The 24,532-nt window shown below is 47.0% G+C and carries 15 protein-coding genes; 11 read left to right on the plus strand and 4 right to left on the minus strand.

The features are described from left to right. Nucleotides 1-34 precede the first annotated feature (34 nt). The 3 genes from BWI97_RS17820 to BWI97_RS17830 all read right to left on the minus strand — a co-directional run bounded on the left by BWI97_RS17820 (nucleotide 35) and on the right by BWI97_RS17830 (nucleotide 2,618). Complete coding sequence (locus tag BWI97_RS17820; RefSeq protein ID WP_102202202.1) at nucleotides 35-538, minus strand: hypothetical protein; 504 nt, start codon at nucleotides 536-538, stop codon at nucleotides 35-37. A gap of 82 nt (nucleotides 539-620) precedes the next feature. Further along, a complete protein-coding gene (mreC, locus tag BWI97_RS17825; protein ID WP_094813133.1) occupies nucleotides 621-1,463 on the minus strand; it encodes a rod shape-determining protein MreC in 843 nt (280 codons plus the stop codon). Nucleotides 1,464-1,586: 123 nt separating this feature from the next. Next, nucleotides 1,587-2,618 carry a rod shape-determining protein gene (locus BWI97_RS17830; RefSeq protein WP_102202203.1) on the minus strand — a complete coding sequence of 344 codons (1,032 nt, stop codon included), beginning with the start codon at nucleotides 2,616-2,618 and terminating at the stop codon, nucleotides 1,587-1,589. Between the two features lie 221 nt (nucleotides 2,619-2,839). On the opposite strand from BWI97_RS17830, the gene rnr reads away from it, so the two are divergent. The 9 genes from rnr (at nucleotide 2,840) to BWI97_RS17875 (ending at nucleotide 19,865) form a co-directional block, all read left to right on the plus strand. Then, entirely contained in the window at nucleotides 2,840-5,263 is a 2,424-nt protein-coding gene (gene rnr / locus BWI97_RS17835; protein WP_102202204.1) for a ribonuclease R, read from the plus strand. A gap of 184 nt (nucleotides 5,264-5,447) precedes the next feature. Further along, nucleotides 5,448-8,948 (plus strand): DUF4175 family protein, encoded by a 3,501-nt coding sequence (locus tag BWI97_RS17840; protein ID WP_199182038.1) that lies wholly within the window; start codon nucleotides 5,448-5,450, stop codon nucleotides 8,946-8,948. 211 nt (nucleotides 8,949-9,159) lie between these two features. Beyond that, nucleotides 9,160-9,576 (plus strand): rRNA maturation RNase YbeY, encoded by a 417-nt coding sequence (gene ybeY / locus BWI97_RS17845; RefSeq protein ID WP_094813127.1) that lies wholly within the window; start codon nucleotides 9,160-9,162, stop codon nucleotides 9,574-9,576. Nucleotides 9,577-9,717: 141 nt separating this feature from the next. After that, nucleotides 9,718-11,580: a tRNA uridine-5-carboxymethylaminomethyl(34) synthesis enzyme MnmG gene (gene mnmG / locus BWI97_RS17850; RefSeq protein ID WP_094813125.1), complete on the plus strand. Its 1,863-nt coding sequence runs from the start codon at nucleotides 9,718-9,720 to the stop codon at nucleotides 11,578-11,580. Nucleotides 11,581-11,729: 149 nt separating this feature from the next. Next, a complete protein-coding gene (locus BWI97_RS17855) occupies nucleotides 11,730-12,614 on the plus strand; it encodes a methyltransferase domain-containing protein (protein ID WP_094813123.1) in 885 nt (294 codons plus the stop codon). Next, nucleotides 12,595-14,226: an Ig-like domain-containing domain gene (locus BWI97_RS17860; protein ID WP_094813121.1), complete on the plus strand. Its 1,632-nt coding sequence runs from the start codon at nucleotides 12,595-12,597 to the stop codon at nucleotides 14,224-14,226. The genes BWI97_RS17855 and BWI97_RS17860 overlap by 20 nt, the downstream gene beginning before the upstream one ends. A 585-nt stretch (nucleotides 14,227-14,811) precedes the next feature. Continuing rightward, entirely contained in the window at nucleotides 14,812-16,647 is a 1,836-nt protein-coding gene (locus tag BWI97_RS17865) for a tetratricopeptide repeat protein (RefSeq protein WP_233207897.1), read from the plus strand. A gap of 151 nt (nucleotides 16,648-16,798) precedes the next feature. After that, nucleotides 16,799-17,926, plus strand: coding sequence for a M48 family metalloprotease (locus BWI97_RS17870; RefSeq protein ID WP_094813119.1), 1,128 nt, complete (start codon nucleotides 16,799-16,801; stop codon nucleotides 17,924-17,926). 130 nt (nucleotides 17,927-18,056) lie between these two features. After that, nucleotides 18,057-19,865 (plus strand): long-chain fatty acid--CoA ligase, encoded by a 1,809-nt coding sequence (locus tag BWI97_RS17875; RefSeq protein ID WP_233207898.1) that lies wholly within the window; start codon nucleotides 18,057-18,059, stop codon nucleotides 19,863-19,865. Between the two features lie 72 nt (nucleotides 19,866-19,937). Here BWI97_RS17875 and BWI97_RS17880 read toward each other — a convergent pair whose 3' ends face one another. Further along, nucleotides 19,938-21,347: an APC family permease gene (locus tag BWI97_RS17880; protein WP_102202206.1), complete on the minus strand. Its 1,410-nt coding sequence runs from the start codon at nucleotides 21,345-21,347 to the stop codon at nucleotides 19,938-19,940. Between the two features lie 340 nt (nucleotides 21,348-21,687). On the opposite strand from BWI97_RS17880, the gene purB reads away from it, so the two are divergent. Both purB and sbcD read left to right on the plus strand, forming a co-directional pair. After that, nucleotides 21,688-23,034 carry an adenylosuccinate lyase gene (gene purB / locus BWI97_RS17885; protein ID WP_102202244.1) on the plus strand — a complete coding sequence of 449 codons (1,347 nt, stop codon included), beginning with the start codon at nucleotides 21,688-21,690 and terminating at the stop codon, nucleotides 23,032-23,034. A 285-nt stretch (nucleotides 23,035-23,319) separates the two neighbouring features. Then, nucleotides 23,320-24,525: an exonuclease subunit SbcD gene (gene sbcD / locus BWI97_RS17890; protein ID WP_102202207.1), complete on the plus strand. Its 1,206-nt coding sequence runs from the start codon at nucleotides 23,320-23,322 to the stop codon at nucleotides 24,523-24,525. Nucleotides 24,526-24,532 lie beyond the last annotated feature (7 nt).

The following is a 24,532-nucleotide window of genomic DNA, read 5'->3' on the forward strand; positions in this document are numbered from 1 at the left end:
CGAATACAGGGAGTTTTTTTGTGGTTACGTACTATTATTCTCCGCGAAAAAACTGTAAGGTCACCATCACAAACGTTGAATAAACCGTACTAGTGATGATCTTGAGTAATGTGGGAATCAGCAGGGCCAGGCTTAGTGATTCCAGACCAAATAAAAGCGTATGATGAATCAGAGCGGCAATAAACGTATATCGAATCACCCACCAGAGATTCATGACTGCGAGTGTAGGTTCGTTCCGTTCTTCGTATCCCCGGGCTGGTGTCAGCAAACGCAAAATCGCTGGTCGTATGAAAGCCAGAAACACCGTACAGGCCGCGTGTAGTCCCAGCGTATTGTAGAAGAAATCCACGAAGAATCCCGTTACAAAGGCTAAGAACAGCACCCGCGTTTGAGGCGTATCGAAGGGCAGCGAAAGCGTACTGGCAATGTATACAAAGCAAAAGGCATGATCGAAGAGAATCATGCTGCGGAAAAAGAAGACCTGAAGCAGTAAATAAACAAGTACCCAAAGAGCACTACTAAAAAAATTCCGATTCATTGATCACTGGCTGTTAGCTATCAGCTGGAGGCTTTTAGCTAGTGATGGGTTCATTCAACGAAAATCCTTTCGTTTGAAAGTCTTATTTCGCCTGGATTGTTTTTTCCAACTGCTCCTGCTCTTTCTGAAGGCGGTTGTTGATGATGTACACGTAAGACAAATTACGGAAGTCCGTGGCTAATTTCAGATCAATGTCCCAGAAGGTCTGATCTGAGCTTACTCCCAGTTTCTTCACTGTTCCTACCATGATACCGCCGGGGAATACCGAGTTCAGTTGCGAGGTTACGACGGTATCGCCCATTTTCACCGACTTGTACCGCGATACATCAAAAAGTTTAACGATTTCTGTATTTCCACCCTCCCAGCGACTCGAACCAATTTCTCCACTTCTTCGAACCTGCGAAGAAATCCGCATCGGTGGATCCAGGTGTAATAAAGATGTAACCAGCGAAAAGTGTTCCGAACAGCCTCTGATGATACCCACCACGCCCGTAGGTGAAATAACCCCCATACCCGGCAAAACGCCATCGGCCGTACCTTTATCGAGCGTCAGGTAATTATTCTGAGCAACCACAATAGAGTTTTTCACCACCTTGGCTACAATAGGCTGAAAGCGGGAAGCTACGGTCGAATCGGCCTTGTAATTAATTGCCGTAGGTATCTGTTTGCTTTGCAATTTCGTCAGTTCGGCGTTTAAACGGGCGTTTTCCATCGCCAGTCCGGCATTCACCTGGCCCAGGTTCAGGTACTGGGTAATGGAAGCCTGCAACTGAAGTCCTTTGGCTACGTAATAATTCGAGGTATGAAAATAAATAGCACTCGGGTAATTATTGAACTTGAAGTAAAACCACAGGCTCAACACTTCCAGCAAGACGAATACGATAAAGGCCCGCTGCCGGGCGATAAAGGCAAATAGCGAATTCATAGAATAGGACAGCGGATTACAGGCAAACGATAGACAACAGCGAATAGATGACGGAGCCCAGAACACTAGCTATGCTAACGTCTACTCTCCATCATCTATTCGCCTGATACGTTAATCGCTTTTCTAGCTGATAAGCACCGCTTTGTACTTATCCAGATCTTTCAGCACTTCGCCCGTACCGCGTACGACGGCCCGCAGTGGATCATCGGCGATGTGAATGGGAAGTTTCGTTTTCCCACCCAAACGTTTATCCAGACCGTGCAGCAGGGCACCGCCACCCGTCAGGTGAATACCGTTGTGATAAATATCCGCCGAAAGCTCCGGAGGTGACGTTTCCAAAGCTTTCATCGTTGCTTCTTCGATTTTGGAAATCGATTTGTCGAGTGCGTAGGCAATCTCCGAATACGTTACCTTGATCTCTTTCGGAATACCCGTCATCAAATCCCGACCGCGGATTTCGAAATCGGCGGGTGGGTTTTCGAGTTCGGGTAATGCCGCACCTACCTCGATCTTGATCAGCTCGGCCGAACGTTCCCCAATCAGCAGGTTGTGTTCACGACGCATGTAATCCACAATATCACGGGTGAATACGTCACCGGCAATCCGTACCGACGCCTCGCAGACGATACCGGAAAGAGCAATCACGGCGATCTCGGTCGTACCTCCTCCAATATCCACAATCATGGAACCATTGGGTTGCTGAATATCAATGCCGATACCCAGAGCCGCCGCAATAGGCTCATGCACCATGTATACTTCCTTGGCACCGGCGTGCTCGCACGAATCTTTTACAGCTCGTTTTTCCACTTCGGTAATACCGGAAGGAATACAAACCACCATGCGGTGTGAAGGCGTGAAGAAACGTAGTCCCTTACGTTCGTCGATCATTTTAATCATCCCCCGAATCATCAACTCGGCGGCCGTGAAGTCAGCGATAACGCCGTCCTTTAATGGCCGAATCGTTTTGATGTTTTCGTTGGTTTTTTCGTGCATTTGCATGGCCCGGTGGCCAATGGCAAGTACTTTACCACTAGTTTTATCGAGGGCGATAATAGAAGGTTCATCTACTACTATTCTGCCTTTATGAATAATGAGCGTATTGGCCGTGCCCAAATCGATCGCTATGTCGCTGGTTAGAAAATCGAATAATGCCATTGGAAGCCTCTGAGCGTCAGTTTTTTGGTTTCAATTCTTAGGAATGTGCAAAATTAGAGAATCTATCGCAGAATAGCCCGCGAAAGATTTTTTAAATCGTACAACGTAATTAGTTGTTCTTTGCTACGTGTATAGGTATTTCCAAGCCGTATGTGCTTTATTTTCAACGCAGAACCAATTCACTCAACCATCTGTTAATCAATACGTAACAATATTTTTACATGAAAAAGAATTCCAAAGAAAAACATACTGCCTCGAAAGAAGAACGCTTTATCACTCAACTAAAGGCCGAAATTCACTCTTTTTTTGATATTAATTACAACGAGTCTTTTACAATTTCTGAGTTGTGCGATCGAATGGATGTACGGGGAAAATCCCTTCGGGAGATTTATCGCCTGATGATCGAGGAGTTGCACGAGGACGGAAAGCTGCTACTTGAAAACGGTAAGTATCAGATAGATACGGGCTTAAAATTCCGTACAGGACGGCTTGAGCACGTCAATAAAAATTTTGGATTTGTTGTTTTAGATAACGCTCAGGAAGGCGAAGCCGATGTGTACGTGCCTACTGAAAATTTAAATACGGCTCTGGATGGAGACCAGGTAAAGATTTCCATCTGGAAAGGAAGCCGCCGTTCGAACTATCGTCCGGAAGGTGAAGTGATTGAAGTCGTCCAGCGAATCCGTAAGGAACTGGTGGGTAGCTTCGAACAGATGAGTCCGAAGTACGGCTTTGTTTACCCGGATAATCGTCGCGTTTACAATAGCTTCTTTGTGCGTAGCGAAGACTTCAACGGCGTTCAGGACGGACAGAAAGTGATCCTGGAGATTACGAAATTCGCAGCCGAAGGCCAGAGAGCGGAAGGTAAGGTTAAAATCGTATTAGGCGATGCGGGAGATAACGATACGGAAATGCACGCGATTCTGGCGGAATTCGGCTTGCCCAATGAATTCCCCGCTCAGGTAGATGCCGAAGCGAATGCGATCTCAGAGAAGATTCAGGTTAAAGAAATCAAGAAGCGTCGCGACTTCCGTCCTATTACGACGTTTACGATTGACCCTGCCGATGCCAAGGATTTTGATGATGCTCTCTCTATCGAGTATCTGGATAACGGGAATATCCGCGTTGGGGTACACATCGCTGACGTAACCCACTATATCCAGCCGAATACGGAGCTGGAAAAAGAAGCGTACATGCGGGCGACTTCGGTGTATTTAGTGGATCGTACGGTACCGATGCTTCCTGAAAAGCTTTCGAATAATCTATGCTCGCTGCGTCCGAATGAAGATAAGCTGACGTTCTCAGCGGTATTTGAACTGGACGAGCAGGCCCGGATCAAAGAAGAATGGTTTGGTCGCACCATTATCCACTCCGACCGCCGCTTCAGCTACGAAGAAGCTCAGGAGTTACTGGAATCAGAACTGACGCCCGATACGGAGGCAGAAGTGCAACCCCAAGAGCCGGCGAAAGGACGGAAGAAAAAGACAACTGCCCTTCCACCCAGTACAAATTTCACCCAGCACCTGCACGTGCTGAACGATCTGGCGAAGAAACTACGGGACGAACGTTTTCGGAAAGGTGCGGTTAATTTTGAAACGGTTGAAGTTAAATTTCGCTTAGACGAAAATGGCAAGCCGCTGGAAGTCTATCAGAAAGTCCGGAAAGATGCTCACAAGCTGATTGAAGAGTTCATGCTGCTGGCGAATAAACGCGTGGCTGAATTTGTTTTCAACCTGCGAAAAGAAGAACCCCGGAATACGATGGTCTACCGCATTCACGAAGCTCCCGACAAAGACCGGCTGAAAACCTTTGCGGATTTTGCCCTGCGTTTTGGGTATCAGGTGAATGTAGAGGGTAATATTTCCAGTTCGCTCAATAACATGATGACGGCCGTAGAAGGCAAGCCCGAACAAAACCTGATGGAAAATCTGGCGATTCGGACGATGGCCAAAGCCCGGTATTCCACGGAGGAGATTGGTCACTTTGGATTAGCGTTTTCGCATTACTCGCACTTTACTTCGCCGATTCGCCGTTACCCGGATATGATGGCTCACCGGCTGCTCCAGCATTATCTGGATGGCAAGGAGTCGCCTAATAAGAATGAATTTGAAGGTCGCTGCAAGCACAGTTCCGAGCGGGAGAAAATGGCGGCTGAAGCCGAACGGGCCAGTATCAAATACAAACAGGTCGAATTCATGCAGACGCGTGAAGGCGAAGTATTCACGGGTATGGTTTCCGGCGTAACGGAGTTTGGTGTATTTGTGGAGATCAAGGAAACGGCCAGCGAAGGCATGGTACGCCTGAGCGAACTGAAAGACGATTATTACGAACTCGACGAAGCCAACTACCGACTCATCGGACAGCGATCAGGCCGGATCATCAACTTTGGAGATATGGTACAGGTGAAAGTGAAGGAAGCGAATCTGAGCCGCCGTACGATTGATCTGGAATTGCTGGGTATTATGAGCACAGGGGAAGCTCCCCGGATGAAACCCCTACCCCGATCCACGGGTCGCCCCGGACGTAACGAAAGCCGAGGCAGTGGTGGAAGAAAGTCCTCTTCCCGCGGTAATGGCGGGAATGAAAGTAGCCGGAAGAGTAGTAATAGTGGGAAGTCGGAATCCAAAGGTCGCAAGCGACGCTAATAGTGTATCCATCACCGTTCGAAAGACATACTGCCCTGGGTAGTATGTCTTTTCTTTTTTCGTCGCTATCCTGCCCGCTTTCCAGCAAATTTTTTGTACCTTAATTCGTTCTAGTAATAGACTTTAACTAGACGAGTTCGGGTATAGCTTTTATACCTGGTTTATCGTCAGGCCTCTGCTCCGTATGCAACATTCTTCGATCACTACCTTGCTGGTTCAGCTAGATGAGTACAAGCGAAAATACTATACGAATCTCCTGCTGAAGGGCGTCATTTTTTCAGCAGCGGTCGTACTCTCCGCGTACCTGTTCCTGAATACACTCGAATATTTCGGGCATTTTGGTACGACCTTTCGTACACTCCTATTCTTTGGTTTTCTGGGCGTTTTTCTGTTTTCACTGGTCTTCTGGGTAATCAAACCCATCGTGTATCTCTACGGAAAGCAAAAGCCGCTGTCGAACGAAGAAGCCGCCCAGCAGATTGGAAGGTTCTTTCCGGAAGTCGGCGATCGTCTCCTGAATACGCTTCAACTGGTGAGTCTCAATCCCAATCAGAATGAATTACTGCGGGCTTCCATTGAACAGAAATCGCAGCAACTCGCCTTCGTGAAATTCGCCGATGCTGTTAAGCTGAATGAGAATAAACGTTACCTCAAATTTGTCCTCGTTCCGGCCTTGGTCATTGCCGGTATTCTGCTGGTATGGCCGCAGTTTTTCACAAAATCAACGACCCGGATTGTTCATTTTACGAATGAATACGCCGAGGAAGCTCCTTTTACGTTTCAATTGGAAAACAAAAATCTCAAAGCATTTAAAAATGAAGATTACACGGTTAAGCTCAATCTACAGGGTGAAGCCATCCCGGAGGGCGTGTATCTGACCTTCGAGGGCCGTCGGTTTAAAATGGAAACGACTGATCAGCGGCATTACGAGTACACTTTCCGAAAAGTACAGCAGGATATTTCGTTTACGTTCGAAGCGGCGGGTTACTCCTCTCCCACCTACGAAGTCGATATTATCGCCCGGCCTAATCTGACGGGCTTTGAAGTGCAGTTGAATTATCCTTCGTATCTCAATAAGCCTAACGAAGCGGTAAAGAATACGGGTAATCTCACCGTTCCCGAAGGTACGCAGATCGAATGGCAGTTTGCCGCCACAGAGACCGAGGCCGTCGAGCTAAGTTTTGAAGGCGATCAGGAAAAAAGTACGGCTGAAAAGTCCATGATTAGTGGATTTACGTTCGAAAAACGGGCAAAAAAATCGGGCGAGTATCAGGTTTTTCTAAAGAATAAGTACGCGACCAACCGCGAGCCCGTCAGCTTCTTTTTAAACGTAATTCCTGATAAATACCCAACTATTTCGCTGGAGCAGTACCGGGATTCTACGCTTTATAATTACCTCGTACTGGGCGGAAATATTGGCGACGATTACGGCGTGTCCAACCTGCGGCTTTTCTATAAGGTAGTTCGTGAAGGTGGTAAGGACCAGAAAGTCTATGCTTCGGTAGGTATCCCCTTCTCGAAAGGACAAACCATTCAGAGTTTCTACTATCAGTGGTCCACGGATAGTTTAAAACTGGCTCCGGGTGATAAAATCGAGTATTTCGTGCAGGTATGGGATAACGACGGTGTTAACGGAGCTAAGTCAGCTAAGACGGGTGTCCTCAACTATTCCATTCCTTCCAAGCGATCCATTGAAAAGGAAATTGATCAGGCGGTAGAGAAGACGGAAAGTCAGATTGATAAATCCCTCAGTAAAGCCCAGCAATTACGGAAGGAACTGGCAGCTCTGGAAACTCGTCTTCGCAACAAGCGAGACCTGGATTTCCAGGACAAAAAACAGATCGAGGAACTTCTGAAGAAGAAGGAAGAACTCCAGAACGAGCTTCGCCAATTACAGGAACTGAATCAGTCACTTACGCAAAAGCAGCAACGCTTCAACGAACAGAAACCCGAACTGGCTCAGAAATTCGAGCAGTTACAGAAGCTGATGAACGAATTGCTGAAAAGCGATACGGACAAGCTGTACGAGCAACTCAAACAAATGCTCGAAAAGAATCAGGACGAACGGATGCTGGATATGCTGGATCGTCTGAAAGCTAAAGAGCGTAATTCCGAGAAAGATCTGGACCGGGCCATGCAGTTGTTTAAACGTCTGCAACGCGAACAAAAGCTCGACAAGAGTATTGAAGAATTAAAGAAACTAGCTGAAAATCAGGAGAAATTAGCTCAGGAAACAGAAAAAGCGAAAGATCAGAAGGATCAAAAAGATGGGGCTTCGCAGGATCAAAAGAACAAAAACGATAAAAACAGCAAGAACGAATCTGATTCGTTGAAAAACCAGAACTCTAAAGAAAACCCCTCCGATCAGAATACTAAATCAGATCAGAAAGATCAGAATAGTAAGGATCAAAGTACTAAAGATCAAAGCGGAAAAGACCAAAACAAGAGCGGTGAAAATGCTCTTCAGCAGGAGCAACAGAAACTGAAGGAGGAAATGGAAAATGTGAAGAAAGAGCTGAAAGACGTGGAGGAACTGAATAAGGAGCTGAAGGAAGAAGAGAAAGACATGGGCAAGCAGGAGCAGCAGGAAATTTCCGAGCAGCAGCAGCAGAGTATGCAGGACATGAAGAGTGGGAATAATAAGTCCTCCTCCCAGCGTCAGAAAAAGGCGGCTCAGCAAATGAAAAGTCTGGCCCAGAAGCTCTCAGAGATGAAGCAGGAAGCGGAGATGAAGGAGAATCAGGAAAATATGGATGATCTCCGCGACATTCTAGAAAACCTTGTCCACCTGAGTTTTGCTCAGGAACGGCTGATGAAAGATTTTCGTGGTATTCAACTCGCCGATCCCCGCTTCGTGAAACTGGCTCAGGAGCAGATCAAGCTTCAGGAAGACGCGAAAATTGTGGAAGACAGTCTTTATTCCCTGGCGAAACGGGTACTGCAAATTCAGTCGTTCGTCACCCGTGAAGTCGGCGATATGAAGAAGAATATGGATGATGCGGCCAAATCTATTCGTGAACGTCGGGTATCGCAAGCCACTGCTCGCCAGCAGTTCGCCATGACGAACATGAATAATCTAGCCCTGATGCTTTCGGATGTACTCAAACAAATGCAGGAAAACGCCATGAATATGATGGCAATGGGCAAAGGCAAGCCGCAGAAGCAGAAAAGCAGTATGCCGAGTATGGGCAAACAGCAGGAGAAGATGAATCAGCAAATGCAGCAAACCCAGCAGGGTAATAAGAGCGGCAAGGCTTTTTCAGAACAGCTCGCTCAGATGGCCGCTCAACAGGCCGCTATTCGCAAGCAACTGCAGGAAGCGATGGAGAAGCTGAAAGGTACGGAAGCCGGGAAAAAACTACAGGGTGAAGTAAATGATCTGATGAAGAAAATGGATCAGACGGAAGAAGACCTGGTTAACAAACGCATTACGCCGAATACGATCAATCGGAACAAGGACATTCTTACCCGCTTACTGGAATCGGAAAAAGCGATTCGGGAACAGGAAGAAGACGAGAAGCGTAAGTCTGAAACGGCTAAACCCGTTCCACCGAAGGTACCACCTGCCTTCGAACAGTACGTAAAAGAGAAGCAGAAACAGACGGAGTTGCTTCGAACGGTTCCGCCTTCGTTGGCCCCTTTTTACAAGAAAGAAGTAGATAACTATTTTAAAAAGTTAAAATAATTTTAAAATCAACAAAAAAAGCTGAGGCATACGTCTCAGCTTTTTTTGTTTAATACTTACTCATAATCAGTCATTTATCAGTGAATTTAAAAGAATTGAGGTTTATGTACTGACTTATCCACATAGTTATCCACACACGTATTCTGGACCCAAAAGAGCGAAGCCCCTACTCTTTTTCCTTGTACCTTTGTGATTATCAATTCATTTACCCATGATCCGTTATTTTGTAGAGGACGTCGAATTTCAGGTCCCCTTTCCTCAGAAGACTCGCCGCTGGCTAAATACCGTTGCTTTGGCTGAAGGATTTCAGATTGCCGAGCTTAACTATATTTTTTGTTCCGATGAGTACCTCCATAAAATCAATGTGGAGTATCTGGAACATGATACGTATACAGACATCATCACGTTTGACAACTCCGAAGAAGAGAAGATCATCAGTGGAGATATTTTTGTCAGCGTGGAACGAGTTGAGGACAATGCCCGTTCTCTCAACGTCATTTTCCAGGATGAACTCGCTCGGGTAATGGTACACGGTGTTCTACACTTGGCTGGCTACCTGGACGAGACGGATGAAGAGGAGGAAAATATGAGACGTTTGGAGAGCCACTACCTTCTTACCAGAATTTAAAAAGTTTTCACGTGGAACATATTTCTGAAATTTTTAAAAGTTTTCACGTGAAACATCAAAATCCAGCAATTTCTTACCCGACGAAACTGAGCTAATTTTCAAGGAGTTAGCTTCTGAAAATGAGTCAACTAGAAGCAAGCTATGTTTAGTGAGTACGATGTAATTGTAGTAGGGGCCGGACACGCCGGATGCGAAGCCGCTCATGCCGCTGCCCAGATGGGGTCGAAGGTGATGCTCATTACGATGAACATGAACACCATCGCCCAGATGTCCTGCAACCCCGCCATGGGGGGTGTAGCCAAGGGCCAGATCGTCCGGGAGGTGGATGCCTTGGGGGGCATGTCGGGGATCATCTCGGACAAGACCATGATCCAGTTCCGGATGCTTAATCGCTCGAAGGGACCCGCCATGTGGTCGCCGCGTTGTCAGTCGGACCGGATGCGGTTCGCTGAAGAATGGCGACTGGCTCTGGAGCAAAATCCTAACGTGGATTTCTGGCAGGAGATGGTATCGGGTTTGATCGTGGAAGAAGGCAAGGCGGTCGGAGTGAAGACGCAACTCGGTATTGAGATCCGTGGGAAAGCAGTGGTACTTACCAACGGTACTTTCCTGAACGGCATCATTCACATTGGTGAAAAACAATTCGGCGGTGGTCGGACGGCGGAGCGGGCAGCGACCGGAATTACGGAACAGCTCGTACAGCTAGGCTTCGAAGCAGGGCGGATGAAAACGGGTACGCCTCCTCGGGTAGATGCCCGTAGTTTGGACTATTCAAAAATGGAAGAACAACTCGGCGATGAAAATCCTGAGAAATTTTCTTACCTGGATACGCCCCGACTGACTGAGCAACGCAGCTGCTGGATTACCTACACCAATCAGGATGTACACGAAATTCTGCGGACGGGATTTGAAAAATCACCCATGTTTGCCGGACGTATCAAAGGACTGGGACCTCGTTACTGTCCTTCGGTCGAAGACAAAATCAATCGCTTTGCGGATAAAGATCGCCACCAGATTTTCGTAGAACCTGAAGGCTGGAATACGGTAGAGGTTTACGTCAATGGCTTCTCGACTTCTTTACCCGAAGATGTACAATACCAGGCTTTGCGAAAAATTCCAGGATTTGAAAATGTTCGTATGTTCCGTCCGGGGTACGCCATCGAGTATGACTTCTTCCCTCCTACGCAACTCAAGCAAACGCTGGAAACGAAGCTCATTGAAGGTCTGTACTTCGCCGGACAAATCAACGGAACGACGGGTTATGAAGAAGCCGCCTGTCAGGGACTCATGGCCGGGATCAACGCCCATAATCAGGTACACGGAAAAGAGTCTTTTGTACTCCATCGCTCGGAAGCGTACATCGGTGTACTCATCGACGATCTGATTAATAAGGGTACGGAAGAACCCTACCGCATGTTCACCTCGCGGGCTGAATACCGAACCTTGTTACGTCAGGACAATGCCGATTTACGTTTGACTGAAAAAGGCTATCAATTGGGTCTGGCTTCGGAAGAACGCTACCAACGGGTACAAGCCAAACAACAATTGACGGCTGAATTGATTGATCGACTCAAAAAATTCAAGGTGGCTCCCGAAGAAGTGAACCCCGCTCTGGAAGCTCAGAACTCGGCTTTACTCCGGGAAAAGGGTACTTTATACCAACTTTTAAAGCGTCCAGAATTGGATGTACGGAGTCTGGGTCGGCTGAGCACCGCTGTAGAGGAACTACGGAGCGAATATTCGGAGGAAATTCAGGAGCAGGCCGAGATTAATATCAAGTACGAAGACTATATGGAACGGGAGCGGATTCAGGTCGAGAAACTGAGTCGGCTGGAAAACCTGGTGATCCATCCCAACTTCGACTACGAAAAAATTACGGCCCTTTCCAAAGAGAGTCGTCAGAAACTCGGGCGGATGCGTCCGCAAACCCTGGGTCAGGCTTCCCGCATCAGCGGCGTATCGCCCTCGGATATTTCTATATTAATGGTACACCTGGGCCGCTAGTTGATACAACTGCTTATCGAAAAAAACCCCTTCGGATCGAAGGGGTTTTTTCGTAGCCTTGCCCAGGTATTAAGGATATTTAACCAAGCATACCGAGCTTGTCGAAACAGACACGCGTTGATTCAAAAGACTTCGGCTATTTTTGAAGTATGAAAATGGAAACCCTTGGTCGTTGCCCCGTCTGCGGAAGTGAACACCATTCCCCCTATTTGGTTTGTAAAGATTACACCGTAAGTCAGGAAGAATTTACGCTGGTCCAATGTCCCTCCTGTGGCTTTGTCTTTACCAATCCCCGACCCACCGAAGCCGCGATTGGTGCCTACTACCAGTCCACCGAATATATTTCCCATAGTAATACCCGACAGGGAATCATTGCTCAGGCTTACCACCAGGTACGAAAAATCACCCTTCGCAATAAGCTTAAACTGATCAACGAACTGAGCCCCTCGAAAGGAAAACTCCTCGACGTCGGCTGCGGTACGGGCATGTTTCTGTCGGTAGGCAAAGCCGACGGTTGGAAGGTTTCGGGCATCGAGCCCGACCCCGGAGCACGGTCGTTAGCCATGAAAGAAACGGGCGAAATCATCCAGTCTTCGATTCTGGAAAGCTATACCAATGAGACCTTTGACGTAGTGACGCTCTGGCACGTACTCGAACATATTCATCAGCTCGATGCAACACTGGACTGGCTGCGGCAACGCGTGGCGGGTCATTTGATTATTGCTGTTCCTAACTTCCAGTCCTACGATGCCCAGGAATATGGCAAGTACTGGGCGGCTTATGACGTTCCACGCCACCTGTATCATTTCTCCCAGCAAACCATGCGGGCTCTGCTCGGCCAGAAAGGATTCCGACTCGAACAGACGCTACCTATGCCCTTCGATTCGTTTTACGTCAGTATGCTCAGTACGAAATACCGGGATGGAAAAACTAATTACCTGGAAGCGGTACAGAAGGGTTTTCAATCGAATCAGTGGGCCAAACACAACAAGAATAATTACTCAAGTCTGATCTATGTCTTTAAGAAAATCTAAGAGCAGCCGGCTAGCTGTGCTGGTAAGTCTGGCCGGAATTCTGTTGTGGGGATGTGCTCAGCAAAGCTCGCCGACGGGAGGTCAAAAGGATCTGGTTCCACCCAAAGTGACACGAATGGTGCCGCAGAATCAGACGGTCAATTTCAAAGGAAGAGTCGTTGAACTTGAGTTCGACGAGTACATCAACATCGATAATCTCAACCAGCAATTACTGATTACCCCGGCCATCGAAGGGACGTTTGACTTTAAAACGTATCCCAAAGGCGTACGCATTACTTTCGATCAGGACTTCCGGGCTAACACCACGTACACGCTGAATTTCCGGAATGCCTTCAAGGACGTAACCGAGCGAAACCCGGCCCGTAACGTTAAGCTGGTCTTTAGTACTGGATCGCAACTGGACTCACTCCGACTCCAGGGAACCGTCAAAGAACTGCTTACAGAAAAACCGGTTTTCGATGCACTCGTCGGTTTGTACCAACAGAGCGATACGCTCAAGTTCTCCAAAAACAAGCCCTATTATTTAACGAAAACGGATAGCTCGGGTCGCTTTGATCTGGAAAATATGGCACCGGGTCAGTATCGTCTGGCGGCTCTGAAGGATGTTAACAACAACCTTTTTTACAATACCGAAAAGGAACAAATTGGCTTCCACCCGAACCCGATTACACTTCCGGGTTTTACAGAATCGCCCGAACTGAAAATTACGGCAGCGGATCATTCGCCCCAGCGTACGCCCAAAACTGTGGCTACCGCCCGCAGTTTTTCGCTGGTTTATCCGCGGGGTTTGCAAGCCGTACAAGTGCGGTTCGAACGCAAGGAAGATAGTTTGACTTATGCACTCATCGAGACGAATCAGTTACGGTTTTACAATATTCTAAATACGACGGATACGGTACGGGCTACCATTACCGTACAGGATTCGCTGAACCGGGATTTCACTCATACACAAAAAATCCGATTTCGGGAACGGGGCAAACGTGATGCCGATACGCGAGAAGCCATGGAGGTAAAAGTTAATCCAAAAACGGGAGAGGACCAGGAGCAGCTTTTCAAATTGACCATCGATTTTTCCAAACCCATTACGCAGTTCAATCCGCTACGGGTAGAAATTCAGGAAGACACCATTCGTCGGGTTATGTTCTCAGCCAACGACTACCAATGGAATCCGTACCGAACACAATTGAAAATTGAAAAGGAATTAAAGTTTCGCCGGGATGTTCGGAGCATCTTCCCCAAGGGTACATTCATTTCCATTGAAGGCGATACGGCACAGGCAATACGCTTACTCAATCCTCTTCGTGATCCCGAGAAGTATGGTACCATTAGTGGGGAAGTACGAAATGTACAATCTGATTTTATTGTCGAACTCCTGAGTGCTGCCGATTACAAAGTCGTTCGAAGCATACGTAATCAAACCCCGTATACGTTTAAATCGGTACCGGCCGGAACCTACCGTTTGCGACTCGTTTTAGATGTTAATAAAAATGGACGCTGGGATGCCGGAAATCCGGATGCCTTTATCCCACCCGAAGCCATCATTCTTTTCCCCGGTGAAATCAAACTGAAAGCGAACTTCGAATTATTGGGGAATGATTTCACCTTACAATAGTTGAACGAAGCGATACATTGGTTTCAAGCCTCGCCTATCTGGGCGGGGCTTTTTTGTGCCTTTATCAGTGTCTTTTCTGATGTGGAAAACTTCTGTGGACAAGTGGCGAAATGAGCCCTAAAATCGCTACTACGGAAAAGCTACATTCAAAATAAAAAATGTCCAAAGATTACGTGGATAAGTCCGTGGATAACTGGGCCTTTTTCTGTGGAAACGGGGGATAAGCCCTGTGGATGATTTCTGGACCTATACACATTCCTTACTGCACAACCCCTGAAGAGGAAGATCCCGTTGAAAACTCAGGAGAAATCCCCCGTTTCATACACGAGTTATTAACCGTAATTCACACCCTTCGAAAAACAAACTTTTCCACCGTGGATAAAACACTATTTTGTGCATAACTACGGTTTGATTGTAAATCAGTATATTAGATGTGGAGAAGCGTGTGGATAGTTGTGGAGAAGTAGGTAAATAATCAACGAAGTATCAGGCAAGGATTTGAAAAGAAAAACTTTCCCACTTTTCCACCGCCCTTATTACAACCATTAAAAAAGATTTAAAAGAAAGATATTGTTAATAAATGTAATGGTAAACGATCTGTGTAAACTGATTTTCGTTGGGGCTCTATTGCTCACGCTGAATGTACAGGCTCAGCTCCAGCCCGCTCAAGTGGAAATGCCCGAAGTACAGTTGGGGCGGGAATACCTTCGTAATGGGGAATATGAAAAAGCCCGTGCTACCCTTGAGAAATTGACGCGGAACAAGGAAACGGTGGGTGAAGTGTACGAGCCCTATCTGGAAAGTTTGATGCGTCTGAAAGAACTGGGCGAAGCTGAAAAGTTTTTGAAGCGTCAGATCAAGAGTGATGGGGACAACCCCTTTTATTTGCTCGACTATGCCCGCCTGCAGGAAAGTCAGGGCAAGATGAAGGAATCGGATAAGCTTTACGCCGAAGCTCTGCTCAAAGCCCAGAAGAAAGAAGAGCTGACCTATCGCCTTGGAAAGAACCTGGCCGACAAGGATCAGGCCGATTTAGCTGTAAAACTCTTCCAGGAGGCTCGCAAAACGCAAAATGATCCCCTACGCTACTCCATCCAGATTGCACGGCTCTATCGCATTCTGCAGCAAAATGAAGCGATGATGGAAGAATACCTCCGGTTTGGATCGCAGGAAGGCAATACGGATTTAGTTCAGGGCATTCTTCAGGATGAGATGAAGGATGAGAAAATGACCCTGCTTCTGGAAAAACTGCTGTACAGAAAAGTGCAGGAAGTACCCAATGAAAAGTACTACGGCGAAATGCTGGTCTGGTACCTCATTCAGCAAAAAGAGTTTGGAAAAGCCTTTATTCAGGCCCGGGCTCTGGATCGTCGCTTAAAGCAGGAAGGTCAGAAAGTAACCGAGATTGGCTTCATGGCCATGCAGAACAAAGATTACGAGGCAGCGGGGAAAGTTTTTGAATATTTGGTGAAGGAATACCCCAAAAGTCCCAACTACCCCGTCTACCGCCGACTGTTGATCAACGCTAAAGAGGAAGTGGTCAAAACTACCTACCCCGTCAAATTAGACGATATCCGGCTTTTGATTAACGAATACCAGCGATTCTTTGCCGAAGTCGGAGAAAACCCGCGTACGCTGGAAGCTTTGCGAAATACAGCCCATCTGTACGCGTTTTACCTGAACGAAAAGGACACGGCCGCCGTTATTTTGCAAAAAGCGATCAGGAGTGCGGGAATGGATCAGGATTTCATCGACAAGTGCAAGCTGGATTTAGGCGATGTGTACTTGTTGAAAAGTGAACCATGGGAAGCAACGCTCCTGTATTCGCAGGTGGAAAAGTCAGCCAAGGAAAGCCCCTTAGGCTATGACGCCAAGCTGAAGAATGCGAAACTCTCCTACTACAAAGGCGATTTTGAACTAGCGAAGGAAGTGCTCGACATTCTCAAAAAAGCCACCACCCGCGAAATTTCGAACGATGCGATCGAGTTGAGCCTGCTCATTCAGGACAATACGGGCATGGATACAACCGAAACGGCGATGAAAGCTTACGCTGCGGTAGATCTGTTGCTCTTCCAGAACCGGACGGAGGAAGCCTTAGCTTCGCTGAATACCCTCTATGAACAGTACAAGGAACACCCGCTGGCGGATGAAATTTTGTGGCGTCGGGCGAATACCCTGGTGAAGCAAAACCGTCCCGCCGAGGCTCTGGCGGATCTGGATAAAATCCTTAAAAACTATTCGGTGGATATTCTGGGAGACGATGCCCTGTTTCTATCGGCTAAGATTCAGCAGGAAAATATGAATGATAAAGACACTGCCATGAAGCTGTATCAGGAAATTCTTCAGAAGTATCCTGGAAGTATTTATACCGCCGAAGCCCGGAAACGTTTCAGAAATCTGCGGGGAGACGCAATAAATTAAGGCGAAATACCATTTGTACAATAAAGTCCGTGGCTTGTGATACGATATGTACAGGGCCGCAGTGAAATAAGCCACGGGCTTTTCTTTAGTTTTGTGGACAAGTACCCCTCATTGTTAATAACTCAGACAAGTTATCCACATTTACACACCTATGAACAGCTTTTTCAAGCAAGGCCTTCTATGGGGTTTATTAGCGGTAAGTGGACCCGTAATGGCTCAAGATTCCACTGATAATCAAGAAGATCGCTTTCCTACCTGGAGCTACGGATCGCAGAAATTGCAAAAAGGTCCTTGTGACGTATACCTATTCAAGTCGAATCAACACGCCGAGACGGTTGTGGATAACATTTTGAAATCGGCGGGTATGGGCTTTGGTAAACGTAATTTCCAGGTAGTCGAATGCCCTAATACTGATAACTGTTACGCGACTATCATCAATGGCACCCGCTACGTTGTTTATGATAACGCTTTTCTGAAGCTGGTGGAAAACCGAACCCAAACTGACTGGTCGGCGGTAAGTATCATGGCTCATGAAATCGGGCATCATATTCTGGGTCATACGTCCGATGGTACCGGTAGCCGTCCTGATAAAGAACTTCAGGCCGACTATTTCTCGGGCTTCGTGTTACACAATCTGGGTGGAAGTTTAGAGAATGCTCAGATTGCCATCAAGCTCTTACAAAACGACGAAGGAGATTACACCCATCCACCCAAGCGTGATCGATTATCCGCAATTGAGAAAGGATGGCGAGAAGCGGATAATTTTTACCCACGTATAGCCAGTAAGGAACCGGCTTCCTCCCCTACCCCATCGACTTCCGTTGCCAAGCTTCCGTCCGCACCACCCGTGAACAAGGTGGATACTAAAGCTCCGGAGATTGCTCAGACGGGATGTTTGGCGGGCAATTGCGACAATGGTACAGGGCTCTACGTAAACCGGAAAACGCTGGAAAAATACGAAGGTGACTGGAAGGAAAGTCGTCCCAACGGTTTTGGAACGCAGTATTATTCAACGGGCAAAAAGAAATACGAAGGAACCTTCCTCAACGGACGCTTCGATGGCAAAGGTACCTTGTGGTACACCAACGGGGCTATTTACGCCGGTGATTTCTCCGCGGGCCAATGCCATGGTAAAGGGATGTTACGGTACGCTAACGGCGATCGCTACCTGGGTGATTTTAAAAATGGCTACCGCCATGGAAAAGGTAAATATATTTATGCTAGTGGATACGAGGAAGTGCTGTATTATTTGAACGATAAGCGGCAACCCGAAAAATAATGGTATAGTATTTACAGAGACAAGGCCGGATTCCGGCCTTTTTTTGTGCATAATCCAGCGACTTTTGACGTTCAATATCAAAATGTTTTAACTTGAACTTCGAAAAGGAATAGATTGGACCTGTACCACTATGGAAACGCAGACCCTAACACCCCGCCCTCCCATGCGTGAAACGCACTATCCCTACGACAGGGTTTTCGATATACTGCCGCAGTATGTACTGCAAACCAATAGCGACGAAGCCCTGGCCTCCAAGATTAATGGAACCTGGAAAAAGATAACAGCTCAGCAATTTACTGAGCAAGCGAATCAGGTAAGCCTGGGTTTATTGAAAATTGGTATTGGAAAGAATGACAAAGTGGCGATCATTTCGAATAATCGTCCGGAGTGGAATATTGTTGACTTTGGCATTCAGCAAGTAGGAGCCGTATCGGTACCTATGTACCCGACCATTACGATTGAGGATTACCGCTATATTCTACGCGATGCTGGAGCAAAAGTAGTTTTTGTATCCAGCAAAGACTTACTGGTGAAAGTACAGCAAGCGGTTCAGGAAGTACCAACGGTACAAGCCATTTACACCTTCGATGCTATTGACGGAGCTACGCACTGGTCAGAACTTACTAAACTAGCCAATCCAGATAATCAGGAAGAACTGGAACGCATTAAAGACAGTATCCGCACGTCTGATTTATTGACCTTAATTTACACATCAGGGACGACAGGTACGCCTAAAGGGGTAATGTTGACGCATCGGAATATCGTTTCGAACATTGAAGGGGTAAATCCATACATGCCCATGAAGCCCCACGAACGAGCCTTAAGCTTTCTTCCCTTAAGTCACGTTTACGAGCGTACCATCCTGTACGTTCATATGCGGTACGGCGTTTCCATCTTTTACGCGGAGAGTATGGAAACCATCGCGGAAAATTTACGGGAAGTAAAACCCACTGTTTTTACCACCGTACCCCGTCTGCTGGAAAAAGTATACGACAAAATCGTAGCAAAGGGATATGAACTGAAAGGCATTAAAAAGCAACTTTTCTTCTGGGCATTGAATCTGGGCCTCCGATACGATCCCGTACAGGACATGGGATTCTGGTACAATACGCAGTTGAAAATTGCTCGTAAATTAATCTTCAGTAAGTGGCAAGAAGCTTTAGGAGGTAAAATCCGCATAGTAGCGACGGGTTCAGCGGCTTTACAACCTCGCTTATCCCGGGTGTTCTGGGCGGCTGGAATACCCATTGCTGAAGGGTATGGATTAACGGAAACTTCGCCGGTAGTATCGGTAGGCCGGGTTGACCCGCCGGATCTACGCGTAGGTTGTGTGGGTACAATCATACCGGAAGTTGAAGTGAAAATTGCTGAGGATGGAGAAATTCTGGTGAAAGGTCCCAACATCATGCAGGGCTATTATAACCAACCGGAACTAACAGCTCAGGCTATTGACGCAGAAGGCTGGTTTCATACCGGCGACATTGGAGAAATGGTAGAAGGTCGTTTTCTTAAAATTACCGACCGTAAAAAAGAGATGTTCAAAACCTCAGGAGGTAAGTATGTGGCTCCGCAGTTGGTAGAGAACAAACTCAAAGAATCCAAGTATATCGAGCAGGTACTCGTCGTAGGTGAAGGGCAGAAATTTCCGGCGGCTCTGATCGTACCTGAGTTTGGAGCATTAAAAGTATACTTCAATCTTAACCAGATTGAATTCACTACGCCGGAGGAGATGGTAAAAAATGAGAAGGTTTTGGAGAAAATGCATCAGGAGGTGGAGCGGTTGAATGAGAGCTTTGCTCAGTATGAGCGGGTGAAAAAGTTTAAAATGCTAGCTAAGCCGTTTACGCTGGAAGCTGGTGAATTGACGCCTACCCTAAAATTGAAACGGAAAGTAATTTATAAGAATCATCAGGCTGTTATCGATAGTATTTATGAGTAATTGAATAATAGGTTTAAACTAAAAGGGCTTAGCAACATCAGTGCTAAGCCCTTTTATCACTAGAAAATGAGTTTATACAGTAGCTCTTTTTCGCCAGATCCAATAAAAAGGTAATCCGGTAGCCATCAACAAAAGTCCAATCATGGCTTCCGTGGTACGGGTGAACAGAGTATTGACCACTAGAAAGGCACAGAAGATCAGGAATAAGCCGGGTACAATTGGATACCCAATAACCTTATACGGACGGTTGACGTCCGGCATTTTTCTACGAAGAATGAATACCCCTAAAGTGGTAGCTCCGTAGAAAATGAAGGAGGCAAAAATGAGCATATCGGTTAATTGATCGAAAGTACCGGATAAAATCAGCACCGAAGACCAGAAGCCCTGAATCCACAATGCCTTGGAGGGTGTGTTGAAAACTGGGTGAATGTAGTTAGCTGTTTTAAAGAATAAGCCGTCTTTGGCCATGGCATAAAACAGACGGGAAGCCATGAGAATGGTACTGCTTGTACAGTTGAACGTTGTGACCAGGATTAGTAATGAGATGGCTAAACCTCCGCCATTCCCCAAAAAGTGCTTCACAGCCACTACCGCAGCAATACCATTCTTGGATTGATGGACCGCAATAATGTCGTCAATTGGTAAAACGTAGAAGTAAACAAAGTTCATCAAGAGATAAATCGTCATGATGATGAGCGTGCCAATGGTCAACGCCCAGGGCAAGTTTCGCTGCGGGTTACGAATTTCACCGCCAATGTAGCCAAGGTTATTCCATCCTTCGTACGCCCAGAAAGCACTTAAACACGCCAAGGCTAATGCACTCGCCAGTGTACCACCTGACATTTTATCGGCGTCGAAATTCACCGAAGGCTGTTCAATATTCGCCCAACTGCCCGTAGCGGAGAACAGACCTAGAACGATAATGACCAGCATGGTGGAAATCATGGCTACCGTCAGAATTCGGCTAATGGTTTCGCCCATTTTCAACCCCCGGGCATTGAGAAGCGTTAGAATCAGTACCAGTCCGATGGCTACCAGTTTGACACTCAGGTTATCCAGTGGTTGTAAACCAAATACGTGTATGGCAGCGAGTGATTCAGGGGTAGCGGGCAACGTAATAAGCGAGCCTAACGACTGAGCAAAAACGTAGGAAATGGAAGCAATAGAGGCCGTTCGAATAACTGCGAAGTTGGTCCAGCCTAGTAAAAAAGCAAAAAATCGATTGTAGATCGTACGAAAATAAACGTATTCACCCCCTGAATCCACCAGCATACTGGCTACTTCAGCGTTACTGAGCGTTCCGGCCAGACTAATCATTCCGGCCAGTAACCAGGCCGCCAGTACCAGTCCTGGTGACTGCAATTCCGCCGACATGGGGGCGACTTTCTTAAACACGCCCGTTCCAATAACGGCACTAATCACGAAAACAATTCCGGAGACCAGACCAATCGAACGCCGAAGGTGACCCTGAGATTCAGGCATACAAGCAAATTTTAGTTGGGAAAAGCGGTTAGATGAAAAAGCAAATTCGGAAAAAAATGGCGAAGTTGGTATAGTTTTCGGTTTAGAGTTTTCGTGTAGCCTAGCTGACTACCCGGTTTCTTACTGAGTGATAGACAAGTGTACACCATACCTATACTATGCTTCTGAGGTTACTTGTGATTAACCGCTTGGTTGCAAAAGCAGTTGGAAACTGCTTCATAGTAGGTACAGGTTTGGAAGCCTGCAACAGTGGATAACTCAAAACCCTAAACTCAAAACCCAACCCGCAACCCTAAACCCGATTCTCTATGTAACTTTGTCTTTTACGAAGCAAATCAGTATGGCTCTTACTACCCTTACGGCTATTTCGCCCGTAGATGGCCGCTATCGTCGGACTACGGAATCGCTGGCCCCCTTTTTCTCTGAATTTGGGTTAATACACTATCGGGTTCGGATAGAAATCGAATATTTTATCGCTCTTTGTGAGCTTCCCCTGCCCCAACTCGCTGGTTTTGACACCTCGCTGTTCGATCAGCTACGGTCTATTTACACCGAGTTTTCCGAAGCAGACGCCCTGCGAATTAAAGAAATTGAGAAGACGACCAACCACGATGTAAAGGCGGTTGAGTACTTTATCAAAGAAAAACTCGCCGATCTGTCCATTGAGCAGTACCTGGAGTTCATCCATTTCGGACTCACTTCGCAGGATGTGAATAACACCGCTATTCCCCTTTCGCTCAAAGAAGCGATGGATGCCGTCATCAATCCAGCTTTCGAGGAGGTTATCTATAAGCTGAGTTCACTAGCGGCTTTGTGGAAAGATATTCCATTACTAGCCCGTACGCACGGTCAGCCCGCGTCACCGACCCGCTTGGGAAAAGAACTACAGGTATTCGTCGAACGCTTGCAGCAACAGCGAAACCTGCTCGTTCAGATTCCCTATGCAGCAAAATTTGGTGGAGCGACGGGTAATTTTAACGCTCACCACGTAGCCTATCCCGGCTTCGACTGGCCGGAATTCGGAAATGATTTCGTAAGTAGTTTGGGATTATCGCGGAGTCGGTATACCACGCAGATCGAACATTACGATCATTTAGCAGCGATGCTGGATACGCTCAAACGTCTGAATACGATTCTCATCGATTTCTCACGGGATGTGTGGAGCTACGTATCCACCAATTACTTCAAGCAGAAAATCAAAGCGGGGGAAGTTGGTTCTTCCGCCATGCCGCATAAGGTCAACCCCATCGATTTCGAAAATGCGGAAGGAAACCTGGGTGTAGCGAATGCCCTGTACGAACACCTGTCGGCCAAGTTACCCATCTCTCGTTTGCAACGGGATCTTACGGATTCAACCGTACTGCGGAATCTGGGAATGCCCCTGGCTCATACGCTTATCGCTTTGAAATCGCTGGTACGGGGTATGGACAAACTGGAGTTGAACGAAGCCGCTATCCACGCGGACCTTGAAGCCAACTGGGCCGTAGTAGCTGAAGCGATTCAAACGGTATTACGTCGCGAAAGTTATCCACAACCGTACGAAGCATTGAAGGCTCTTACCCGAAAGAACGAAGCAATCACGGCGAAGACCATTGCCGAGTTTATCGAGACGCTGGACGTAGCAGAGGTTATCAAAGCCGAATTACGGGCTATTTCGCCGTTTAATTACCTCGGTGTAATGGAATAAGGCTAAAAAGAGCGTTTCATTCGATTTGTGGACAAGGGATTTGAATGTGGAAAAAACTGTGGATAACTTGTTGACAATCAATTTTTAATCGACTGAAAATCGCTTGGAGTTAGCCACTGAGATTTTGATAGAAAAATGGAGCTGTACTTTTGTGCAGCTATAAATCATTCTCAGCGACCTCAAAAAGCCATTTTGTAGAGCCGTTAACAAAATTTTGGCGAGAGCCCCGGTCGGTCATTCAGGCCCGCCGGGGTTTTTTCGTGGCGAATGTTTTATTTTTGAAGAATGAAGATTTTACACACGGCGGACTGGCATTTGGGAAAACGCCTGTATCAAACGGATTTGCTGGAAGACAGTCGCCGCTTTGTAGAGTGGCTGCTGGCAACGATTGAAGAACGACAGATTGATGTGCTGCTGGTGGCGGGCGATATTTTCGATACGGCTCACCCATCGGTGGAAGCCATGCAGGTATACTATGATTTTCTAAAAGGACTCATCGCTTCCAAGTGTCGCCTAGTCATTACGGGTGGCAATCACGATTCGGCGGCGGTCCTGAACGCTCCCCGTGAAATTCTGCGATTACTCGACGTTCACGTTATTGGTGGTGCCTGTGACGATTGTTGCGAGGAGGTACTGCCCCTACTCGACCGCCGGGGTAATCTACAGGCGGCCGTAGCGGCTGTACCTTTTCTGCGGGATCGAGATCTGAAGCGTTCAGTTGAGGGAGAAAGTTTTGAAGATCGCCGGATGGCCGTGCGAGCGGGTATTCAGCGTCGGTATGAGCAGGTGCACGCCCACGGTCGGAAAACGTACGCAAGCGTACCTGTGTTGGGAATGGGGCATTTGTTTGTCAACGGCTCGGCTACATCGGACAACGACGAAAAACTGCACAGCATCGGTACGCTGGATTTATTCGAAGTCAACTTGTTTCCAGCCTTCGATTATCTCGCTCTCGGACATATCCACCGACCCCAGATGCTGGGTAAAATGGAATACGTTCGGTACTCAGGCTCACCAACGGCCCTGAGTTTCAGCGAGCGGCTGGATGAAAAGCTAATTATTCAACTGGAAATCAAAAACCAGAAGGTTGTTGATATTCAAGAACTTAAAGTGCCGAAGTTTCGACAATTGCGGCGGTTTAGCGGTTCGTTTACCGAAATTGAAGCAGCCGTTCATGCCTACCAACATTCTGATGTGTTACGGACGCTGGCTGAAATTGAGATTCTGGAAGAACACCGCGATCCGATGCTGATTGACGTGGCCAAGAGCTATTTTCTCAAACTCAACCATCCCTACCTATCCGTACTCAACTGGCGGTTCCGTTTTCAACAACAGTTAAAAACGACGGATGAATTGTTTGGTGAGACGATGGCCCTGCCCGAACTGGCTCCAACGGAGGTATTTGAACAATGGCTCCAGGAAAATGCGGAGACGGAAGAATCCAAAACCTTACTTACCGAAGCCTTTCAAGAATTACTACATAGTCTGTAAGAGTTAT

Origin of the sequence: Siphonobacter sp. BAB-5405 (genome assembly GCF_002872335.1) — a bacterium.
In the GTDB taxonomy this organism is placed as follows: Bacteria; Bacteroidota; Bacteroidia; order Cytophagales; family Spirosomataceae; genus Siphonobacter.

Excerpts from the sequence above, each read along its gene's own strand:
- BWI97_RS17820 (WP_102202202.1), bottom strand. The coding sequence starts at position 538 with ATGAATCGGAATTTTTTTAGTAGTGCTCTTTGGGTACTTGTTTATTTA.
- mreC (WP_094813133.1), bottom strand. The coding sequence starts at position 1,463 with ATGAATTCGCTATTTGCCTTTATCGCCCGGCAGCGGGCCTTTATCGTA.
- BWI97_RS17830 (WP_102202203.1), bottom strand. The coding sequence starts at position 2,618 with ATGGCATTATTCGATTTTCTAACCAGCGACATAGCGATCGATTTGGGC.
- rnr (WP_102202204.1), top strand. The coding sequence starts at position 2,840 with ATGAAAAAGAATTCCAAAGAAAAACATACTGCCTCGAAAGAAGAACGC.
- BWI97_RS17840 (WP_199182038.1), top strand. The coding sequence starts at position 5,448 with ATGCAACATTCTTCGATCACTACCTTGCTGGTTCAGCTAGATGAGTAC.
- ybeY (WP_094813127.1), top strand. The coding sequence starts at position 9,160 with ATGATCCGTTATTTTGTAGAGGACGTCGAATTTCAGGTCCCCTTTCCT.
- mnmG (WP_094813125.1), top strand. The coding sequence starts at position 9,718 with ATGTTTAGTGAGTACGATGTAATTGTAGTAGGGGCCGGACACGCCGGA.
- BWI97_RS17855 (WP_094813123.1), top strand. The coding sequence starts at position 11,730 with ATGAAAATGGAAACCCTTGGTCGTTGCCCCGTCTGCGGAAGTGAACAC.
- BWI97_RS17860 (WP_094813121.1), top strand. The coding sequence starts at position 12,595 with ATGTCTTTAAGAAAATCTAAGAGCAGCCGGCTAGCTGTGCTGGTAAGT.
- BWI97_RS17865 (WP_233207897.1), top strand. The coding sequence starts at position 14,812 with ATGGTAAACGATCTGTGTAAACTGATTTTCGTTGGGGCTCTATTGCTC.
- BWI97_RS17870 (WP_094813119.1), top strand. The coding sequence starts at position 16,799 with ATGAACAGCTTTTTCAAGCAAGGCCTTCTATGGGGTTTATTAGCGGTA.
- BWI97_RS17875 (WP_233207898.1), top strand. The coding sequence starts at position 18,057 with ATGGAAACGCAGACCCTAACACCCCGCCCTCCCATGCGTGAAACGCAC.
- BWI97_RS17880 (WP_102202206.1), bottom strand. The coding sequence starts at position 21,347 with ATGCCTGAATCTCAGGGTCACCTTCGGCGTTCGATTGGTCTGGTCTCC.
- purB (WP_102202244.1), top strand. The coding sequence starts at position 21,688 with ATGGCTCTTACTACCCTTACGGCTATTTCGCCCGTAGATGGCCGCTAT.
- sbcD (WP_102202207.1), top strand. The coding sequence starts at position 23,320 with ATGAAGATTTTACACACGGCGGACTGGCATTTGGGAAAACGCCTGTAT.